The sequence below is a fragment of the Kolteria novifilia genome, assembly GCA_007748055.1.
Classification (GTDB): Bacteria; Planctomycetota; Planctomycetia; order Kolteriales; family Kolteriaceae; genus Kolteria; species Kolteria novifilia.
Genome location: CP036279.1, coordinates 2,485,139 through 2,501,273, shown reverse-complemented (window position 1 = coordinate 2,501,273; position 16,135 = coordinate 2,485,139). Strand labels below are relative to the sequence as shown.

The following is a 16,135-nucleotide window of genomic DNA, read 5'->3' as shown; positions in this document are numbered from 1 at the left end:
TTTTCGTTGACATGCTTGTTCGTTCGCAGTGAAGTGGCGTTACATTCATTGTCGCCACCATGGCAAGTCGCTCGTTCAGCCGGCGTCATCGTACCCCAACAGCGACCACGGTCGAAAGCGGAGCCACCATGGACTTCGGCAAGCTTGGCGTGACCCGAAATTTCGTCCTGCCGGCGCTCTGCATTTTCCTGGTGCCGGTCATCTCTCTGCTCTTCTTCCTGCATGCCCAGCAACAGCTCAACGCCCGTTACCGCGAAGCAATCCTAAAGCAGATCGCCAACGATCCGACCCTGAACGAGGAACAACGCCACGAGGCGACGGCTTTTCATCGCGCCATTCCCCTGTCGCGGTTGATCCTTCAAGACGAGGTGGCGAAATCGTTCGATGCCGAGACGCGGTTCCACTTCGCCACCTTTCGATGGGCGATCCGCTTGTCGATTTGGTCCATCGCCGCCGGCGTGCTGGTCCTCGCCCTCGCCGGTGTTTGCGTCCTCTTCTCGATGCGGTCGCAACGCGCGCTGGCCCTCAGCCTGGCGGTCGGCTGGCACGTCCTGCGCATCTATACCGCGATTCAAGTGCTGGTCCAGGGCGTGCTGCTGGTCGCTCTCTCGTTCTGGGTCACCGCGCTCTGGTTCAACCTCTACTCGGTCAAGCTCATCGGACTGACCGCGCTCTTGGCCGTTGTCGCCGCCGGCACCCTGATCAAGGGAATCTTCACGGTCCCGAAGTTCAGCGCCGAAGTCGAGGGGGAGATCTTCCCCAAGAACCACGGCGCGCCGATTTGGAAGGAACTCGAAAGCATCTGCGCCACGCTCGGCACCGAACCACCCGATCAGATCATCGCGGGCATCGACGACAACTTCTTCGTCACCGACGCTCCCCTCACCGTCAACGGCGAACGCTACCAGGGTCGCACCCTCTACATCAGCCTGTCGCTACTCAAGCAGTTGGATGGCGACGAAGCGAAGGCCGTCCTCGCCCACGAGATGGCACACTTCAGCGGCATGGACACCCTCTACGGCGGCAAGATTTCTCGACTCGAGCACCGCTACGATCACTACCTCCAGACGCTCTATGAAGGTGGGACGACGATCCCGATCTTCTACTTCCTGAACGTCTTTCGCTTCCTCTTCGCTCTCTCCCTAGGTAAGCACAGCCGTCAACGGGAGTTTCGCGCCGACGGGATCGCCGCCGACGTCGTCTCCCCACAGTCCAACGCGAAAGCCCTGCTCCGCGTCTCCGCCTATTCCGCCTATCGCGGCAACGTCGAGCAAGAGGTCTTCGACCAGGAATCGGTCCTCGAGTCGACCAACCTGCGGGAAAAGATCGAGCAGGGATTCGCCCCCTTCGCCCAACAATTCCTGTCCAGCGCCGACCTCGACCATATCGAGACGGCTCATCCGTTCGACACTCATCCCCCGATCGCCGATCGTTTGACCGCGATGGGCGTGTCGCTCCGGGATCGCGAGACCACCGCCTTGCTCGAGACCAAGGGTGACGGCAAGTGGTACGAACTGATCGCCGGGGCGAGCGAGATTGAATCGAATCTCTGGCGTTCCTACGAGGAGCGCTTCCTCAAGGTCCACGAGCAGTCGCTCCCCTATCGTTTCTTGCCGGAGAACGACGCGGAGCGGGAGATCGTCGAGCGCGCCTTCCCCAAGATGGAATTTTCGTGCAAGAAGGGTCTCATCACCATCGACGATCAGTCGATCGCGTTCGCCGAATGGCAGGACAAGCTGCCCTGGTCAGACGTGGGCAATTGCGTGCTCGACGATGGAACGCTAAAGATCCATCGCGAGTCAACCGCCGGTGGTGACCTTCAAATCAAGATGCAGTGGTTTCGCGCGGCGGCCGAGCGTCAGCAGTTTCTCGAAACCTTCGAGAAGTATCTCGGGCGCTACAAGATAGCGGCGGAATTCCAGGAACAGAAATGCCGCCAGCGGGAAGAAGATTCGTCCGCGGAGTGACTTGTTTCGGGGCCCGAGCCGGTCACGAGGTCGCCCGCTTGGCGCGAGCCTCCTCGGCCCCCTTCGCGACCGCGCCACGAAGATCCCGCCCCGCGATCGCCGACGCCGTCAAGAATCCTCCCGAAAGCGCACCGGCGACCCCGAGCGTGCAAATGTCGGTCCCCGTCAGGTAGAGTCCCTTAATCGCCGTCCGAGGACGCAACCGTTTCTCCAGAAACCGAGCAGGCGTCGCGGCGAGACCGTAGATCGCGCCCTTGCGATGTCCCATGAAGTGCTCGGTCGACAACGGCGTCGATAGCTCCATCGTGTCGATCTTCCCCTTCACCTGCGGACAATGAACGTAGAGCGTCTCGAGCAATCGCTCGCTGAGTTCCTCCTTGAACGCGTCGTAGTCGTCGCCCCGCTTCTTCCAGCGCGTCTCTTTCCACGACTCGAACCACGCGTAGGGCGCCATGCTGATCACCTCGATCGTCGCGTGGCCCGGATGGCGCTGCTCGAAATCGGGATCTTTCGCGGAGGGAAAGGAGAGGTAAACGCACGGGAAGGGCGCGTCCGGATCGTCGCGGAGTCGTTCGACGTTGCGGTCGTGATCGTGATTGGGGTAGACCCACAGATTGGTCTTCGAGAGCCCAAGTTCGGCGGCCGTCTGCTTCAATCCGATGTAGAGTGAAACGTGGGCGATCGAGTCGGTGTGCCGGCTCATCAGTTCATCGAAGCGGTGCTTCCTCCGGGTCTCTTCCGGCAGCAGTTTCCCCAGTGTCGTGGGCACTCCCGCGTCGCTAATGATCAACGGTGCCCGCAACTCGTTGTCGTCGGCTAGCCGTACTCCCACGGCCCGGTCTTTGTCGATGACGATCTCTTGGACGTCGGCATTGGTATAGACCGCGCCTCCTCCCGCCTCGATGACCGGAAGCATCGTCTGGGCGATGGTCGCGGAACCGCCAACGGGATAGGCCGCCCCTTCGAGGTAGTGATAAGCGACCAGCGCGTGGACGAAGAAGCTGCTCTGCGCGGGAGGTAGCCCGTAGTCGCCGTACTGCCCGGCCAGAACGCCGATCAGCCGTTGGTCCGACGTCAGCGTCGCGAGGGTCTCGAGCGTCGTTCGCTTCGCCTTTCGCGCGAGCGGCCACCGCATGAACCCGCCGACGAGACGCGACAAGAAGGTGGGAAGGCACTTCTCCGCGAAGTAGAGATCGGCCCAACCGACCGTCGACTCCAGTTCCTTCAGGTAGCGATCAATCGCGCGTGCTTCCTTGGGAAAGTACTCCTTGAGCCTGGCGCGAAATGCCTCCTTCCCCTTCACGAGGTCGTACGAATCCTCGCCGATGATGATGCGATCGTAAACCTCGCCCATGTCCGCCCACTGGAGGCCGGCGTCGGTGACATCGTCGAAGAGCTGACAGAGCGAGGAATCGGGATCGAAGACGCCGCCGATGTAGTGAACGCCGACATCCCAGTCGTACCCGGGACGATGGAAAGTATGCGTGAAGCCGCCGGCGGTGTAGTGGCGTTCGAGCACGAGCACCCGTTTGCCCGCATGTTTGGACAGCAGCGCCGCGGCTGCCAGCCCCCCGATGCCCGAACCGATGACGATGACGTCGTAGTCACCGTCGATGGGATGCTGCTTGTAGGATGTCCCAATGTTCACGGCGTTCCTCGCTGGCAAGGGATCGACGACAAGATGACTCGTCCTAGGCTCCTGATTGGTCAATTCATTGCCAAGAGATCTCCTGGGGGCCATGCCCACGCTCGCCGTGGGCATGCGTGGAACGCCTGTGATTGGGCGAACTCCCGCAGGATCACAGGGCCGAGACTTCATGAACGAACTTGCCAATCAGAACACTAGGCTCCGTCTCAAAAGTCGGCTCTGGCTTCGGCTGGCTAAGTTGCCGCGGGACTTTGTCGGTCTGCATCGACGAATCCAACGGATTCGCCTGTTTCGACCTCCTCGTCCCCCACCAACTCGCTGTGTCTCGGGCCGACGATCAACTTTTGAGACGAAGCCTAGGTCAGCCTAGCAATTCGCGAGAAACGTTCTCCTCCGGGTCGACTACGTCGTCACGCTCGACGCGAACTGCCGCGCGACCAGGGCGACGCGACGGCCGAGATGACGAGCGGTCGCCAAGTCGGCTTCGGGAGGAGCCGTCTCGGGACCTTCGTCGACGTTCGACTGAGCTCCGGCCCCGAGGAAGAACCCGAGCCGATTGAGATCCTCTTCCGAGCCGGTCGAGGAGTGATTGGCGGGAGGAAGCCCGAGGTTGACCCAGTGCATCCCGTGTTGGGCGGCGAAGATGGCGAGTTGGATAAGCGTCGCGAGCTTGTCCCCCGAGCGGGAGCCCGAGTTGGTGAAACCCGCGGCGATCTTGTCCTTCCACTTGCCCGCCATCATGACGTGCGAGGTCGCATCCTCAAATGTCTTGAACGGAGCCGACGGCCCGCCCATGTAGGTCGGCGTGCCGAAAATGATCGCCTCGGCGCGCTCGAGTTCCTCCCACGCTCCATCAACCTCCTCGACCGAGAAGAGACGCGACTCGACCCCGCTGGCACTCGCCGCGCCCTCGGCGACCGCTTCGGCCTGCTTGGCCGTGTGCCCGTAGCCACTGTGATAGACCACCGCGACAAGCACGCTTTGATCCGCTTCTGCCATTTTGTTCTCCTGGAACATCGACCAATGGTGACTCAGAATCCCTTGGGCCACTCGCGGGTTTCGGCGAGCGATTCCCCGGTCTCGAGAAGACTCTTCAAGCTCGCGAGCAAGCGTGGCCATCCTTTCGACAACGTGCCGAGCAGCTTCGATTCCGGCTTGTCGATCTCGTGGACAACGGTGAGCTTCACCGACGCTCCACACCGCTCGAGCTCAAAGGTGACCCTCGAGTGACCTTCCTCTCGCCACTCCGGTCGGAACTCCGCCCGCCACGACAGGACCAAGCGACGCGGCGGATCGATCTCGAGCACCTCGCCGCTGTAGCCGACGCGACCGTCGGGAGTCATGAGCTTCCAATCAGCGTTCGCTTCCCAAGAGCACTCGTGGCGCGTCCCGAACCAGTATTGACAGGTGAACTCGGGATCGAGGAGGGCCAGCCACAGCTTCTCGGGCGTCGTCCGAATGGTGGTGACATAGACCAACCGCGAATCAGCCATCGGCCTCTCCTTCAAGCTTCTTCTTGAGATCCGCCAGGGCACGAAGACGCCCCTGTTCGAACTTGTGAATCCATCGCTCGGCGATGTCGTGGATGGGCACGGGATTGAGGTAGTGCCGTTTCTCGCGCCCTTTGCGAACAGCGACCACCAGGTTCGCTTCCTCCAAGATCGCCAAGTGTTTGGTGACCGCCTGCCGACTCATCGCCAAGGGCGCGCAAAGCTGCGCCAGCGTTTGCCCGTTCTCTTCGTGCAAACGATCGAGGAGCCGTCGTCGACCTGGATCGGCAAGCGCCCGGAACACCTTGTCCATGGCTTCGTCCATCACCCGATTATGCAACCAAACGGTTGCATGTCAAGCGGAGTCTTCCGCGAACGAGATCGTCCGGCGCTCCACGCAACGGGCACAACTTTCTCCGTTCGGCCGCTGTGCCAAGTTCGTCCTGGAACCGATGGCGGGACTTGGGCATTCTCGATGCGGGGCAATCGACGATTTCGCGGGAGAGGGTTCATGGGATCCAAGAAGTTTCACGGCATCGCGGCGCCGTCGGCGGACGACGCCGTCGCCATCGCCGCCGCCCGCGGCATGGTGAAGGAGTTCCGGCTTCTCCTCGACGATGGGGCCGACATCAACGCGGTCTCGAGCGTCACCCGCTCTACGGCGTTGGCCGGGGCCGCGGAACTGGGCCTGACGAAGGTCGTCGGGCTATTGCTGAAGTTCGGCGCCGACCTCGACAAGCCTGGTGCGTACGACATGACGCCACTGATGGCCGCCTGTTCGCTCGGCAAGACCAAGGGCTCGAAGGTCGCGATGCAACTTCTCGAGGCGGGCGCCGATGTCGACTACGTCCGGAACGAGGACGAGATGACGGCCCTCAAGTTCGCCGTCCAGGAGTGCAAGCCGGAGGTCATTCAAGCGCTTCTCGACAAAGGGGCCGCCGTCGACGGACCGCCGAACACGTCGCTAACCGCCTTGATGCTTGCCGCCCGCGCCAACAACGTCGAGGCGTTGACGGTGTTGATCGACAACGGCGCCGATCCGTCGATCCCCTGCAAGCTCCCCTGGGCCGAGAACCGGACCGCCCTCGGTTTAGCGCAACTGGAGAAACGCAAGAAGGCCGTCGAGTACCTCGCCTGCATCCCCTGAACGGCAAGGTCTTCCGTAGGTCAGGCCATTGCCTGACAAAATCGGCGGTTGGCGCTCCTGGTGGGCCACAAGCCACGCCTACTTTGGGGACGAGTGGCAGCGGGTCGGGCGGCTCGGGACGGGAAAGTGGTCGGGAGTCGAAAAGGTTCCCGCACGCCTGTCGCAACACTGCTACAATGTCGCCCTCATCACCGATGCCGTCGGTCCGTCACTCACGAGGGATCGACGAGGGGAACCAGGGGCCAGGAGACGAACATGCCAGAAACGGTCGCCCGTACCCAGACGCCGATGCGCGCCTGGGTGGTCGTTTTTTCGGGAACCGCCATCAACCTATGTCTGGGTATCCTTTACGCCTGGAGTATCTGGAAGGCCAACCTCATCGGTAAAGCCGAGTACCCGCCCGGCACCGCGATGACGGGGCTCAACGAAGGCTGGCACTACCTGACCGACGCCCAAGCGACGTGGGCCTACGCGATCTGCGGCATCACCTTCGCCCTCTTCATGATCCCCGGCGGCATCTTGCAAGACAGACTCGGCCCGCGTCTCGGGGCGACGCTCGGCGGTCTCTTCCTCGGCGGCGGCTGCCTGATCGCGGGATTTAGCCGTAGCTATTGGGGCTTGGTCGGCGGTTTCGGCCTGATGGGGGGCATCGGGATGGGGCTCGGATATGCCGCCGCGACCCCCGCCGCGGTGAAGTGGTTCGGGCCGGAACGTCGCGGGTTGGTCGCCGGCCTCGTCGTGGGAGGTTACGGCGCCGCGGCGATCTACATCGCGCCGTTGGCGGAGTTCCTCATCGGACGCGTCGGCATCTCCGGAACCTTCATCGGTCTTGGGATCTTCTTCTCGATCGTGGTCGTCGGCGCGGCCCAGCTCTTGGCGACGCCTCCGAGTGACTATCAACCGGCAGCGCCGGCCAACTCCTCGAGCGCCCCCGCCAGCGTTCCCACGGGTATGTCGATGCGGCAGATGCTCGGCACCTGGCAGTTCTACGCGATGGTCGTGCTCTTTGTCGCCTCGGCGCAGTCGGGATTGCTCGTCATCGCCAACGCCAAGGGGATTCTCCAGGAGACGACGCAGGGAGTCGGCTTCCTCGCGGCCAACGCGTGGCTACTCGCTTCGTTCGGCGGCTTCATCAACGCCGCCGGCCGTGTCGGCACCGGGGTCTACTCCGACAAGATCGGTCGCCAGGGCGCCTACCTCATCAACGGCTTGGCGTCGGTGGCGTGCCTCTTTCTCACGCCGACGATCATGCACTCGGGCAGCGTCGCGCTCGTCTTCCTAACGGTCGGGGTCGCCTTCTGGCAGTACGGCGGCGGCCTGTCGCTGATGCCCGCGATGACCGCCGACTATTTCGGCGCCAACGACCTAGGCAGCAAGTACGGCTTGGTCTTTCTGGGATGGGGCATCGCCTTTTTCGTGCCGCAGCTCGCCGGCTATTTGCGCGACATGACCGGCACGCTCGACACCGCCTTTTACATCTCGGGAACGCTAATGTTCCTCGCCGTGATCCTCAGCCGCTTCGTCACTCGGCCGACGGCGGCGTAGTCCGAGACGTTTCGCCATTTGAGGACTGCACCAAGGACGTCATCTCTTCTCCATCGAGTTTCAGCGCACGCATCGCGATGAAGGAGGAGAGATAGTCGGAGATGGGATCGTCCTCGTCATCTCCGAATTTGTCCTCGTAGAAACCAGCGATCACAAAACCGGCTTCGATTTGGCCCCCAATTTGATCGTCGAGTGTATGTCCGAATTCGAGGGGATGCTTCGTCACTTCGACCGTTCGATCTGAATCCGACCTGCCGCGATTCATCTCCAGAACGTCGGAATAGGGAATGGCGTGACGAACTTCGAATTCGCCTCGATCCATGGCTTCGTCGTCGAAGACGTATCGAATAGGGTTGCTGAATCCGGATAGCAGGCTCCCGCGAGGACGAAGGACGCGATAGCATTCGCGCCATACCGGTCGCACCTCGGGAACGAAACAGTTCGAGCATGGATGAACAATCAAGTCAAACGAGGCAGCTTCAAACGGCGAGAGGTCGGCCATGTCACCTTCCACCGTCTCGATCGAAAGCCCCTCCCGTTCCGCGACCAAGCGATCCTGCGCAAGTTGCTTCGGTGAGTTGTCCACCACCGTCACGTTCGCTCCCGCCGCGGCGAGCAACGGTCCCTGTTGCCCGCCTCCGGATGCCAGACATAGCGTCTTTGTCCCCTTCAGTTTCGGAAACCACTCAAGGGGTACGGAAATCGTTGGCGTCAAGACGATGGCGAGTTCGCCTCGTCGTGCCCGTTCAATCGCCTCGGGCGTGACGGGCACCGTCCAACGGTTTCCCTCGTCGACTTGTCGGTCCCAAGCCCGACGATTGTGTGAGCGAATCTCCATGAGCGATCCCTTTGCGTGATGGTAAAGCTATTGGGCAGCCCGTCTCTTCTCGGTCACATCAGGCCCTCTCGCATCAACCGAAGCAGCCGGCAGAGGATCTCGGCGATGTTCCAAGCGTCGTCGTCGCCGCGATGATGGGTCCCCTCCATGGTGAGCCCGAGCCGCTCGAAGGCACCGGCGACACCCATCTCGCGAGTGCTCCCAAGAGCCGTGGCGAAGAGCGACTTGACGTTCAGATGACTTGTGCCGAAGGGATAGCCCACGCCAAGCTCCTTGCCGACGCCCTCGAACTGCCGCCGATCATAATCGCCCCAACTGGCCCAGAGCCGCGACCGGGCATGGTACTCGCTCTTGAGCGTCTTGCAAGCCTGGGCGAAGGTGCCCGCGTCGGTGAGCAACTCGGTCGTCAAGGTCGTCAACGTCGTGCGGAAGCCACAGATCCGCGAGCGGACCGGTTTGATGAGGATGCTTCGCTTCTCCATCCGCGTGAGGCTCTCCGCGTCGACCGGGCAGACGCCGATCTCGATGATCTCGCTCACTTTACCCTCCGGAGACGCTCTCTCCCGACCCCTCGCTGATGTCTCGAGAAATGGACTTCCTTACCCAATGCCGGCGTTGAGTGGCGCGACGGATCCTGGTACGCTGAATGACTCATCGACGGTTCCCTCGTTGACAAGGTACTCACCAAGACGGAACGAACATGAAGTCCTGCACGTCGCTCGTGGCCCTCTATCTCGCTATCCTCGCCGCTTCCCCCCTCCTCGCTCAGAACATCTCGCAACAACGCAAGCTCGCGGTCGCCAACCGGCTCCACAATCGCGCGGTGCAGATGTTCAACGACGGCCGCACCAAGGATGCCCTCGAAACCGCCGAGCAAGCCGTCAAAGTCCGCGAGCAGGTCTTTGGAACCGGTCACGCCGAAACCGCCCGCGGGTATCACAACCTTGGGGTCATGCTCTCGCGCGTCGGCAGGCACGCCGAGGGCCGGGAGTACCTCGAGAAAGCCCTCAAGATTCAACAACAGACTCTCGGTGAAGGCCACGAGGATTTTCACGACACCTTGCGAACGACCGGCTCGATCGCCGCCCGGATGGGCGACTACGGATCGGCCAAGAACTATCTCGAAACCTCTCTCAAAATCGCCCGCGAACGCTTCGGCCCGGAAGACCCGAAGACCGCCGACGCCCACACCGACTTCGGCACCCTGCTCACCGGCATGGGAGACGAAATCGCCGCCCAGTACCACCACGAGAAGGCCCTCGCGATCCGCCGCAAAGTCTACGGCGACAAACACACCGACACCGCCGAAAGCCTCACCCTGATCGGCGGCTTGCACCTATCCCGCGGTCAGGACGAGAAAGCGAAACCGCTGCTGGAAGAGGCCCTCGAAATCCGCAAGGAGGTTCTCGCTCACGACGACCCCGACATGGCCCAGAGCTACGCCCATCTCGGTGGACTCTACGAACGCGAGGGGGACTACGAGAAGGCGAAGACTTACTTCAAGCAATCGGCGGCGATCCGCAAGCGGGCCCACGGCACCCGCCATCCGGGAACCATCAACAGCCTCGACCACGTCGCTCGCCTCTGCAAGCGGACCGGCGAGTTCGACGAAGCGCGGCGAACGCTCCAGCAAGCCGTCCAGATCGCCAAACGGGAACTCGGCGAGAACCATCGCCAAACGATCTCGCTCTACAAGAATTTGGCCTACCTCCACCAAGCTCAGGGCAATTCCTCCGAGGCGATGGAGATCATTCATGACTCGCGGCGGCGTTCCCTTCGCCACGTGACCGGCGCGATTTGGGGACTGACCGAACGCGAGCAACTGATGTACCTGCGCGACTTCGAGGCGGGCCCCCTTTCGGCCGCGCTGACACTGGGACTGCTCGCGGAGGACGATCCCCAGATCGTCGCCAAGTCGGCCGAGTGGTTGCTCAACGGCAAATCGATCGCCCAGGAGGCGACCGCGCGGCGCTACCTGAAACTACGGGACGCCACCGACCCCATCACCGCCAAGCTCTTCGAGCAACTCAACGACCTCAAGGGGGAACTGTCGGCTTTCAACATGCCTTCGGAGAACGAGGGCGGGTTTCTCGCCTGGCAAGTCCAAATGCTCAAGCTGGAATACAAGGAACGGCAGCTTCTCCACTGGCTCAAGCAGTCCGACCAGATCGACGAGTCGACCGATCCTTGGGTCGAACTCGACGAGATACGCGAGGCGCTCCCCAAAGATGGCGTCTTCATCAACATCGCCCGTTTCTGGCCGTACAACTTCTACGCCGAGGGGGACGACAAGGACTACAGCTCCGCTCGCTACGCGGCGTGGCTCGTCTATCCCGACCACGAGGAGGTCGACGTCGTCTACCTCGGCAAGGCGGAGGAGATCGACCAAGCAATCGATGACTTTCGCAATACCGTCGAGCCGCCCCAGATCATCGGGCGGCTCGCCTTCCACGCCCTCCCGAGCGAGAAGAAGATGCGCGCGCAGCTCGCCGCCATCGCCGAGTTGGTCCTGCGTCCCATGGAAGAGAAAATCAAGGGCCGCTTTCAGTGGATCATCAGCGCCGATTCGTCCCTATGGCTCTTCCCCTGGTCGGCGCTGCCACTCTCGGATGGCAAGGATGCGATCGAGAACCATCTCGTCACCTACAGCACCACCGGCCGCGAGCTGATCCTCTCGGAGGAGACGTATCCCACGAGTCGGGCGATGGTCTTCGCCAACCCCGACTACGATGCGATCTTGGATGGTTCTCGGCCGCCGGCGACATCCATCGTCAGGGACGCGACGAAGAAACCGGCCGCGCCCAAGACGCCACCCAAGCCGAAGACGCGACCGGTTCGCGCGAAGGTGACGCGACGACTGCAAGCCGCCGCCGAGCCCGACGACGAAGAGGAACCCCATCGCCGGTTTCATCCCGTACCCAACGGCGAACAGTCCGCCCAAATGCTTCTCCCCTCGCTGCGGCAGTACTTGCTTCACGAGCCTCACTTCTTCACCGGCACCGCCGCCAACGAAGGCAACTTCAAAAAGGCGAAGAGTCCCCGCCTGATCATGATGACGACGCACGGCACCTTCATTCCCCTCAAACTCGACCTCGTCGACTTGAGCGGGCTGCTCGGACTCGTCGGCATCGGCAAGAAATACACCTTGCACACGATGATCCAAAACCCGCTGGCTCGCTGCGGGCTGGGCCTCGCGGGCGGCAACAACCCCAAGGAGAATCAGGAGGCTGTTGGCGAGGACGGCATCCTCACCGGGCTCGACATCGTCGGCACCGACCTACGGGGAACGGAGTTGGTCATCCTTCAAGCATGCCAATCGGGATTGGGGGATGTGCGTAACGGCGAGGGCGTCGCGGGGCTACGTCAGGCGTTCCAACTCGCCGGCGCCCAGGCGGTTGTCTCGACGCTCTGGTCGGTCACCGTCGTCGATTCGACGGTCATCCTCGAGTACTACTGGAAACATCTCGCCGCGGGCGAGGGTCGCAACGAGGCCCTTCGTTCGGCGAAGCTCGACTTCATGCGTTCCAAGGTAGCGGGCCGAGAATCGACCCATCCCTATCATTGGGCGGCCTTCATCTACACCGGCCCGCCCGAACGCGACTGATCGCCCCCGGGGTTATTCGACAAGAATCGACCAGGGTGTTGGAGTCCCCCAACACGAACGCACCGGCTGACAAATAGCCGGTGGTACCCCGAGGATTCTGATGGACCAGAGCACGACGCTCCGTCTCAAGGGTTGGCTCTTGCCGCGGCTGGCGACGATCAGCCGAGCCCCCGGAGTTTCCCGGTGCTGTCGCCGAATCGCTTCTCCTCGATGCCCATTCGTTCAAGCATCGAGAGGTAGAGATTGCACAGCGGCGTATCGCGGGTGAACCGGATGCGTCTGCCCGGCCGGAGACTCCCCCCGCCGCGACCGGCAAGGATGATCGGAAGATCGTGCGGGTCGTGCTTGTTGCCGTCGCGAAGCGTCGATCCGAACATCACCATGCTGTTGTCGAGCAAGGTCGACTCCCCTTCGGAAATCGACTTCATCTTCTCCAGGAAATAGGCGAACTGCTCGATGTGCCAGGTGCCGATCTTCTCGTACTCCGCGATCCGCTTGGGGTCGTTGCGATGGTGCGAGATGCCGTGATAGCTGCTCTTGACCCCATCGATGAAGGAGAAGTTGCGCCCTGTCTGGGCGTTGCCGAACATGAAGGTCGACACGCGGGTCGAGTCGGTCCAGAACGCCAGCAGCATGATGTCGAGCATCAGCCGGACGTGCTCTTGGTGGGTCGCGGGGATGCCGGGCTTCGGTCGCGGGACCTCGAAATCGCCCTCGTTCATCCAGCGTTTTTGGGGCTTCAGGGCGTTCTCCAGCCGTCGTTCGACCGAACGGACCGACTCGAGGTACTCTTCCATCTTCGTCCGGTCGCTGGTGCTGATCCGGCGCCGCAGCGATTTGGCGTCTTCCAGAACGCTATCGAGCACGCTGATATCGTCGCGAGCCAACGCCCGCGTCACCGCGGGTTGATCGAGTTTGAACCCCGAGACGACCGGGATCGATGGACCGGTCCGAAACAGCCGATCGAACGCGAGCTGAGGGACGATTTCCTTCGGCACCGGCGTGTGCGGATCGCGCCACGCGATGTGCGATCCGTAGATGCGGGTGAAGCCGCCCCCCACGTTGTCGACGCCGGTGTACGCTTCGTCAACGCCGAGTTCAAGCGAGGGCAGCGGCGTTTGAGCGCCAAGTCGATGCGCCATCAACTGGTCGACGGACGTTCCCCCGGTGTCCATGTCGCGACCCGATGTCCGGACAACGTAGCCACCCGAGAGAAACGCGGGCACCTTCGGCCAGTGTCCGTTGCGCCCGACCGTCTGCTCGTTCCAGAGGTTTTCGAGCAGCGAGTAGTCCCCCTTCACCTTCGCGAGCGAGCGAAGCATCGGGGTCAGTTCGTAGTCCTCCGCGTCCCCCTTCGGCGTGAAGTGCTTCGGGTAGACGCCGTTGGGTTTGAACAGAAACGCGGCCCGCAACGGCGGCTTGTCGAGTCGCATCCCGTCGGCCCCTTCGGCAAGACTCCGCGGGGTCATCGCCTCAAGCCACGGAAGCGCGACCGCGGCCCCAGCACCACGTAGGAAGGTTCGTCGAGAAAGAGGCAGTCGTTTCATGGTTGAGAACTCACCGTCTTGCCGGGTTTCGAACGGACGTCTTCTGATTCACGTTGGCGTTCGCGGAAGGGCGGGCTGAGCGCGATCTCGCGGACCAGAACCCGCGTGCGATAGCCCGAATCCTCGAGTTTGTCGGCGATCGCCAAGATCGTGTGATCGTCGCGATCGACAAGGCTCCGCCCCAGGGCGTAACCGAGCATCTTGCCCGTGAGATGGCGAAGGAACTGATCCTTCTTCCCGAGCAGCGCCTTCTTTAGGCCCCCAGGACCTTCGAACGTCTCCCCCGTCGGTAGGGAAGCGGAAGCATCGATCGGCGCCTTGTTCTGTTCCTCGCGCCAGCGGCCCAGGACGTCGAAATTCTCCAACGAAAACCCGATCGGATCCATGAGATTGTGGCACGCCGCGCACGAGGGATTGTCGCGATGAAGGGCGAGTTGCTCGCGAACCGTCTGTTTCTTCTTGTTGATCTTCAGTTCGGGGACGTCGGGAGGCGGCGACGGGAGGTGAACGCCGAGCAAGGTCTCAAGCACCCAACCACCCCGCAACACGGGACTCGTTCGGCTGGGATACGACGTCCGCAGATGAACGCCGCCCATCCCCAGAAGCCCTCCGCGACGATCGTCCGGCAACGGAAACCGCTTGAACGGCCCACCGGAGCCCTTCTTGGGGTTCTGACTCCAGGGCCACGGCTTCTTCTCGCCGTCCTTCTTCTCCTCCTTGACGTAGCCGTAGTGCTTGGCCAGCCGGGCGTTGATCACGGCATAGTCCGAGTCGAGCAAGTCGAGCAGCGATCCGTCCGAGGCGATCAGATGACCGAAGAAACGCGCCGGCTCTTCGCGCATGTCCAACAGTAGCTCCGTCGTGAACTCTCCCTTGAAGGTCGACGTGCTCGGTGCGACCCGAGCCCCGACGTCGTTGGTTCCGAGCCACTGTCCCATGAAGCTCTCGGCGAAGTAGTCCGCCTTGGGGTCGTCGAGCATGCGATCGACTTGGGCGATAAGCACCTCGTCCTGGTGAAGTTTCCCTTCGCCCGCCAGCCGGAAGAGTTCCTCGTCGGGCATCGTCGACCAGAGGAAATAGGAGAGACGCACCGCCAACTCGTGATCGTCGAGCGGCTCCCGCTCGGTCGAGGTCGGCTCCGCCTCGATGCGGAAGAGGAAGGCCGGAGACACGAGGACTCCCTTGAGCGCCAGTTTGATCGACTCCTCGAAGGGATCGTCGCGCGATGCCGAACGCTCGTAGAGCGCGAGAAAGGGTTTCAGTTCCGCCTCGCTCACGGGACGCCGGAAGGCGCGGCGTGCGAACCGGGAAACGATCTCCCGCGCCGCTCGGTCTCGATCCTTGGGTACTTCGCCGGGCTTGGAGCCGATGAGTTTGACGTGATTGGCCACGCGTTGGGACGAGGGACTCTTGCGTCGTTCGGCGACCGCGAGCGACGCGACCTCGATCGGCGTCTGGCCAATGGTTCGTAGCGCGATCGCGTGGGTGCCGCGGCTGAGTCGCACGACGATCGACTCCTTCTTCTCGCCGTCGCTCTTCGCCTTGGCGTCAATCGCCAGTTGTCCCACCCGGATGCCGTCGACCTTGACCTGCATCGTCGAAGGCGACTCCAGAGCCCGGGCATCGATCACGACCGAGTAGTTGCCCGTGATGAAGACCGTCACAAGCACCGCCGCTTCGCTCTTCGGAGCAATCGTCAGCGACCGGTCGTCCTTCGGGGGCTCCTTGCCCAGAAAGTCTCCGGGCGCGAACCTCTCGCGGTACGTGGGAGAGACGATCGCCTCGTCGAGCGCCTTGCCGGCGGTGTCGAGGTAACGCTCCATCAGGATCGGCGGCAAAAAGAGCGTTTCGCCGTTGTTGTTGAATCCCTCCCCTCCCGATCCGTCGACGGGGAAGCTGGTCGCGGCATCGGTTCGAACACCAAGCAGATTCTCGATGGTCCGCGCGTACTCCTCACGGTTGAGTCGGCGGGTCGTCACAAAGCCGGCGAAGGGCCCCTGCTCCCGAGCGCTCTCGCGGAGCGTCGTTTCGATCCACGTTGCCAGCTCGAGGCGATCCTGCTCGCTCGGCTGCTCGGCATCGGATGGGGGCATCGTGCGGTTGCGGAGCTGTTCGGCCACGCTCTTCCAAATTCCACGCTGCTCGCTCATCGCTCGCGCGGTGGTCGCCCGCAGAAAGGTGATCGGATGCTCGTCGTCATCGGGAGAATGGCAGTCGGCGCAGAGTCGGGTGAGCTTGGGGCGCACCTTCTTCTCGAAGTCCTCTTCGCGCTCGTTGGCCGCAGCTTCAAACACCGTAAACGGCGTGAGCAGCGAAAGGGAGATCACCAAAAGGCGTGAGAGAGTCATC

The 16,135-nt window shown here is 62.5% G+C and carries 12 protein-coding genes; 4 read left to right on the top strand and 8 right to left on the bottom strand.

Annotated features, from left to right (window positions below):
* Positions 1-128 precede the first annotated feature (128 nt).
* Positions 129-1,967, top strand: a complete 1,839-nt coding sequence (locus tag Pan216_RS09220; protein ID WP_419193447.1) for a M48 family metallopeptidase — start codon at positions 129-131, stop codon at positions 1,965-1,967.
* 22 nt (positions 1,968-1,989) lie between these two features.
* Here the strand turns inward: Pan216_RS09220 and Pan216_RS09215 are convergent, their stop codons facing one another.
* The 4 genes from Pan216_RS09215 to Pan216_RS09200 form a co-directional block, all read right to left on the bottom strand.
* On the bottom strand, positions 1,990-3,615 hold the full coding sequence (locus tag Pan216_RS09215; RefSeq protein ID WP_419193446.1) for a phytoene desaturase family protein: 1,626 nt from the start codon (positions 3,613-3,615) through the stop codon (positions 1,990-1,992).
* A gap of 402 nt (positions 3,616-4,017) precedes the next feature.
* The gene (locus Pan216_RS09210) at positions 4,018-4,614 is read right to left on the bottom strand and encodes a flavodoxin family protein (protein WP_145257710.1); all 597 of its coding nucleotides are present in this window, start codon (positions 4,612-4,614) and stop codon (positions 4,018-4,020) included.
* 32 nt (positions 4,615-4,646) lie between these two features.
* Positions 4,647-5,108: an SRPBCC family protein gene (locus Pan216_RS09205; protein ID WP_145257709.1), complete on the bottom strand. Its 462-nt coding sequence runs from the start codon at positions 5,106-5,108 to the stop codon at positions 4,647-4,649.
* On the bottom strand, positions 5,101-5,418 hold the full coding sequence (locus Pan216_RS09200; RefSeq protein WP_419193445.1) for an ArsR/SmtB family transcription factor: 318 nt from the start codon (positions 5,416-5,418) through the stop codon (positions 5,101-5,103). The genes Pan216_RS09205 and Pan216_RS09200 overlap by 8 nt, the downstream gene beginning before the upstream one ends.
* A gap of 198 nt (positions 5,419-5,616) precedes the next feature.
* Between Pan216_RS09200 and Pan216_RS09195 the strand changes: the two genes are divergently transcribed.
* On the top strand, positions 5,617-6,252 hold the full coding sequence (locus Pan216_RS09195) for an ankyrin repeat domain-containing protein (protein WP_419193444.1): 636 nt from the start codon (positions 5,617-5,619) through the stop codon (positions 6,250-6,252).
* Between the two features lie 255 nt (positions 6,253-6,507).
* The gene (locus tag Pan216_RS09190; protein ID WP_145257706.1) at positions 6,508-7,797 is read left to right on the top strand and encodes an L-lactate MFS transporter; all 1,290 of its coding nucleotides are present in this window, start codon (positions 6,508-6,510) and stop codon (positions 7,795-7,797) included.
* Here Pan216_RS09190 and Pan216_RS09185 read toward each other — a convergent pair.
* Together Pan216_RS09185 and Pan216_RS09180 are read right to left on the bottom strand one after the other, a co-directional pair.
* A complete protein-coding gene (locus tag Pan216_RS09185; RefSeq protein ID WP_145257705.1) occupies positions 7,775-8,635 on the bottom strand; it encodes a class I SAM-dependent methyltransferase in 861 nt (286 codons plus the stop codon). The genes Pan216_RS09190 and Pan216_RS09185 overlap by 23 nt on opposite strands.
* Positions 8,636-8,688: 53 nt before the next feature.
* The gene (locus Pan216_RS09180; RefSeq protein ID WP_145257704.1) at positions 8,689-9,174 is read right to left on the bottom strand and encodes a 3'-5' exonuclease; all 486 of its coding nucleotides are present in this window, start codon (positions 9,172-9,174) and stop codon (positions 8,689-8,691) included.
* A gap of 161 nt (positions 9,175-9,335) precedes the next feature.
* Here Pan216_RS09180 and Pan216_RS09175 point away from each other — a divergent pair, with 161 nt between their 5' ends.
* Positions 9,336-12,239, top strand: coding sequence for a CHAT domain-containing tetratricopeptide repeat protein (locus Pan216_RS09175; protein ID WP_145257703.1), 2,904 nt, complete (start codon positions 9,336-9,338; stop codon positions 12,237-12,239).
* Between the two features lie 158 nt (positions 12,240-12,397).
* Here Pan216_RS09175 and Pan216_RS09170 read toward each other — a convergent pair whose 3' ends face one another.
* Both Pan216_RS09170 and Pan216_RS09165 read right to left on the bottom strand, forming a co-directional pair.
* Positions 12,398-13,786 carry a DUF1552 domain-containing protein gene (locus tag Pan216_RS09170; RefSeq protein WP_145257702.1) on the bottom strand — a complete coding sequence of 463 codons (1,389 nt, stop codon included), beginning with the start codon at positions 13,784-13,786 and terminating at the stop codon, positions 12,398-12,400.
* A complete protein-coding gene (locus Pan216_RS09165; RefSeq protein WP_145257701.1) occupies positions 13,783-16,134 on the bottom strand; it encodes a DUF1592 domain-containing protein in 2,352 nt (783 codons plus the stop codon). Before Pan216_RS09165 ends, Pan216_RS09170 begins: the two co-directional genes overlap by 4 nt.
* Position 16,135: the final 1 nt, after the last annotated feature.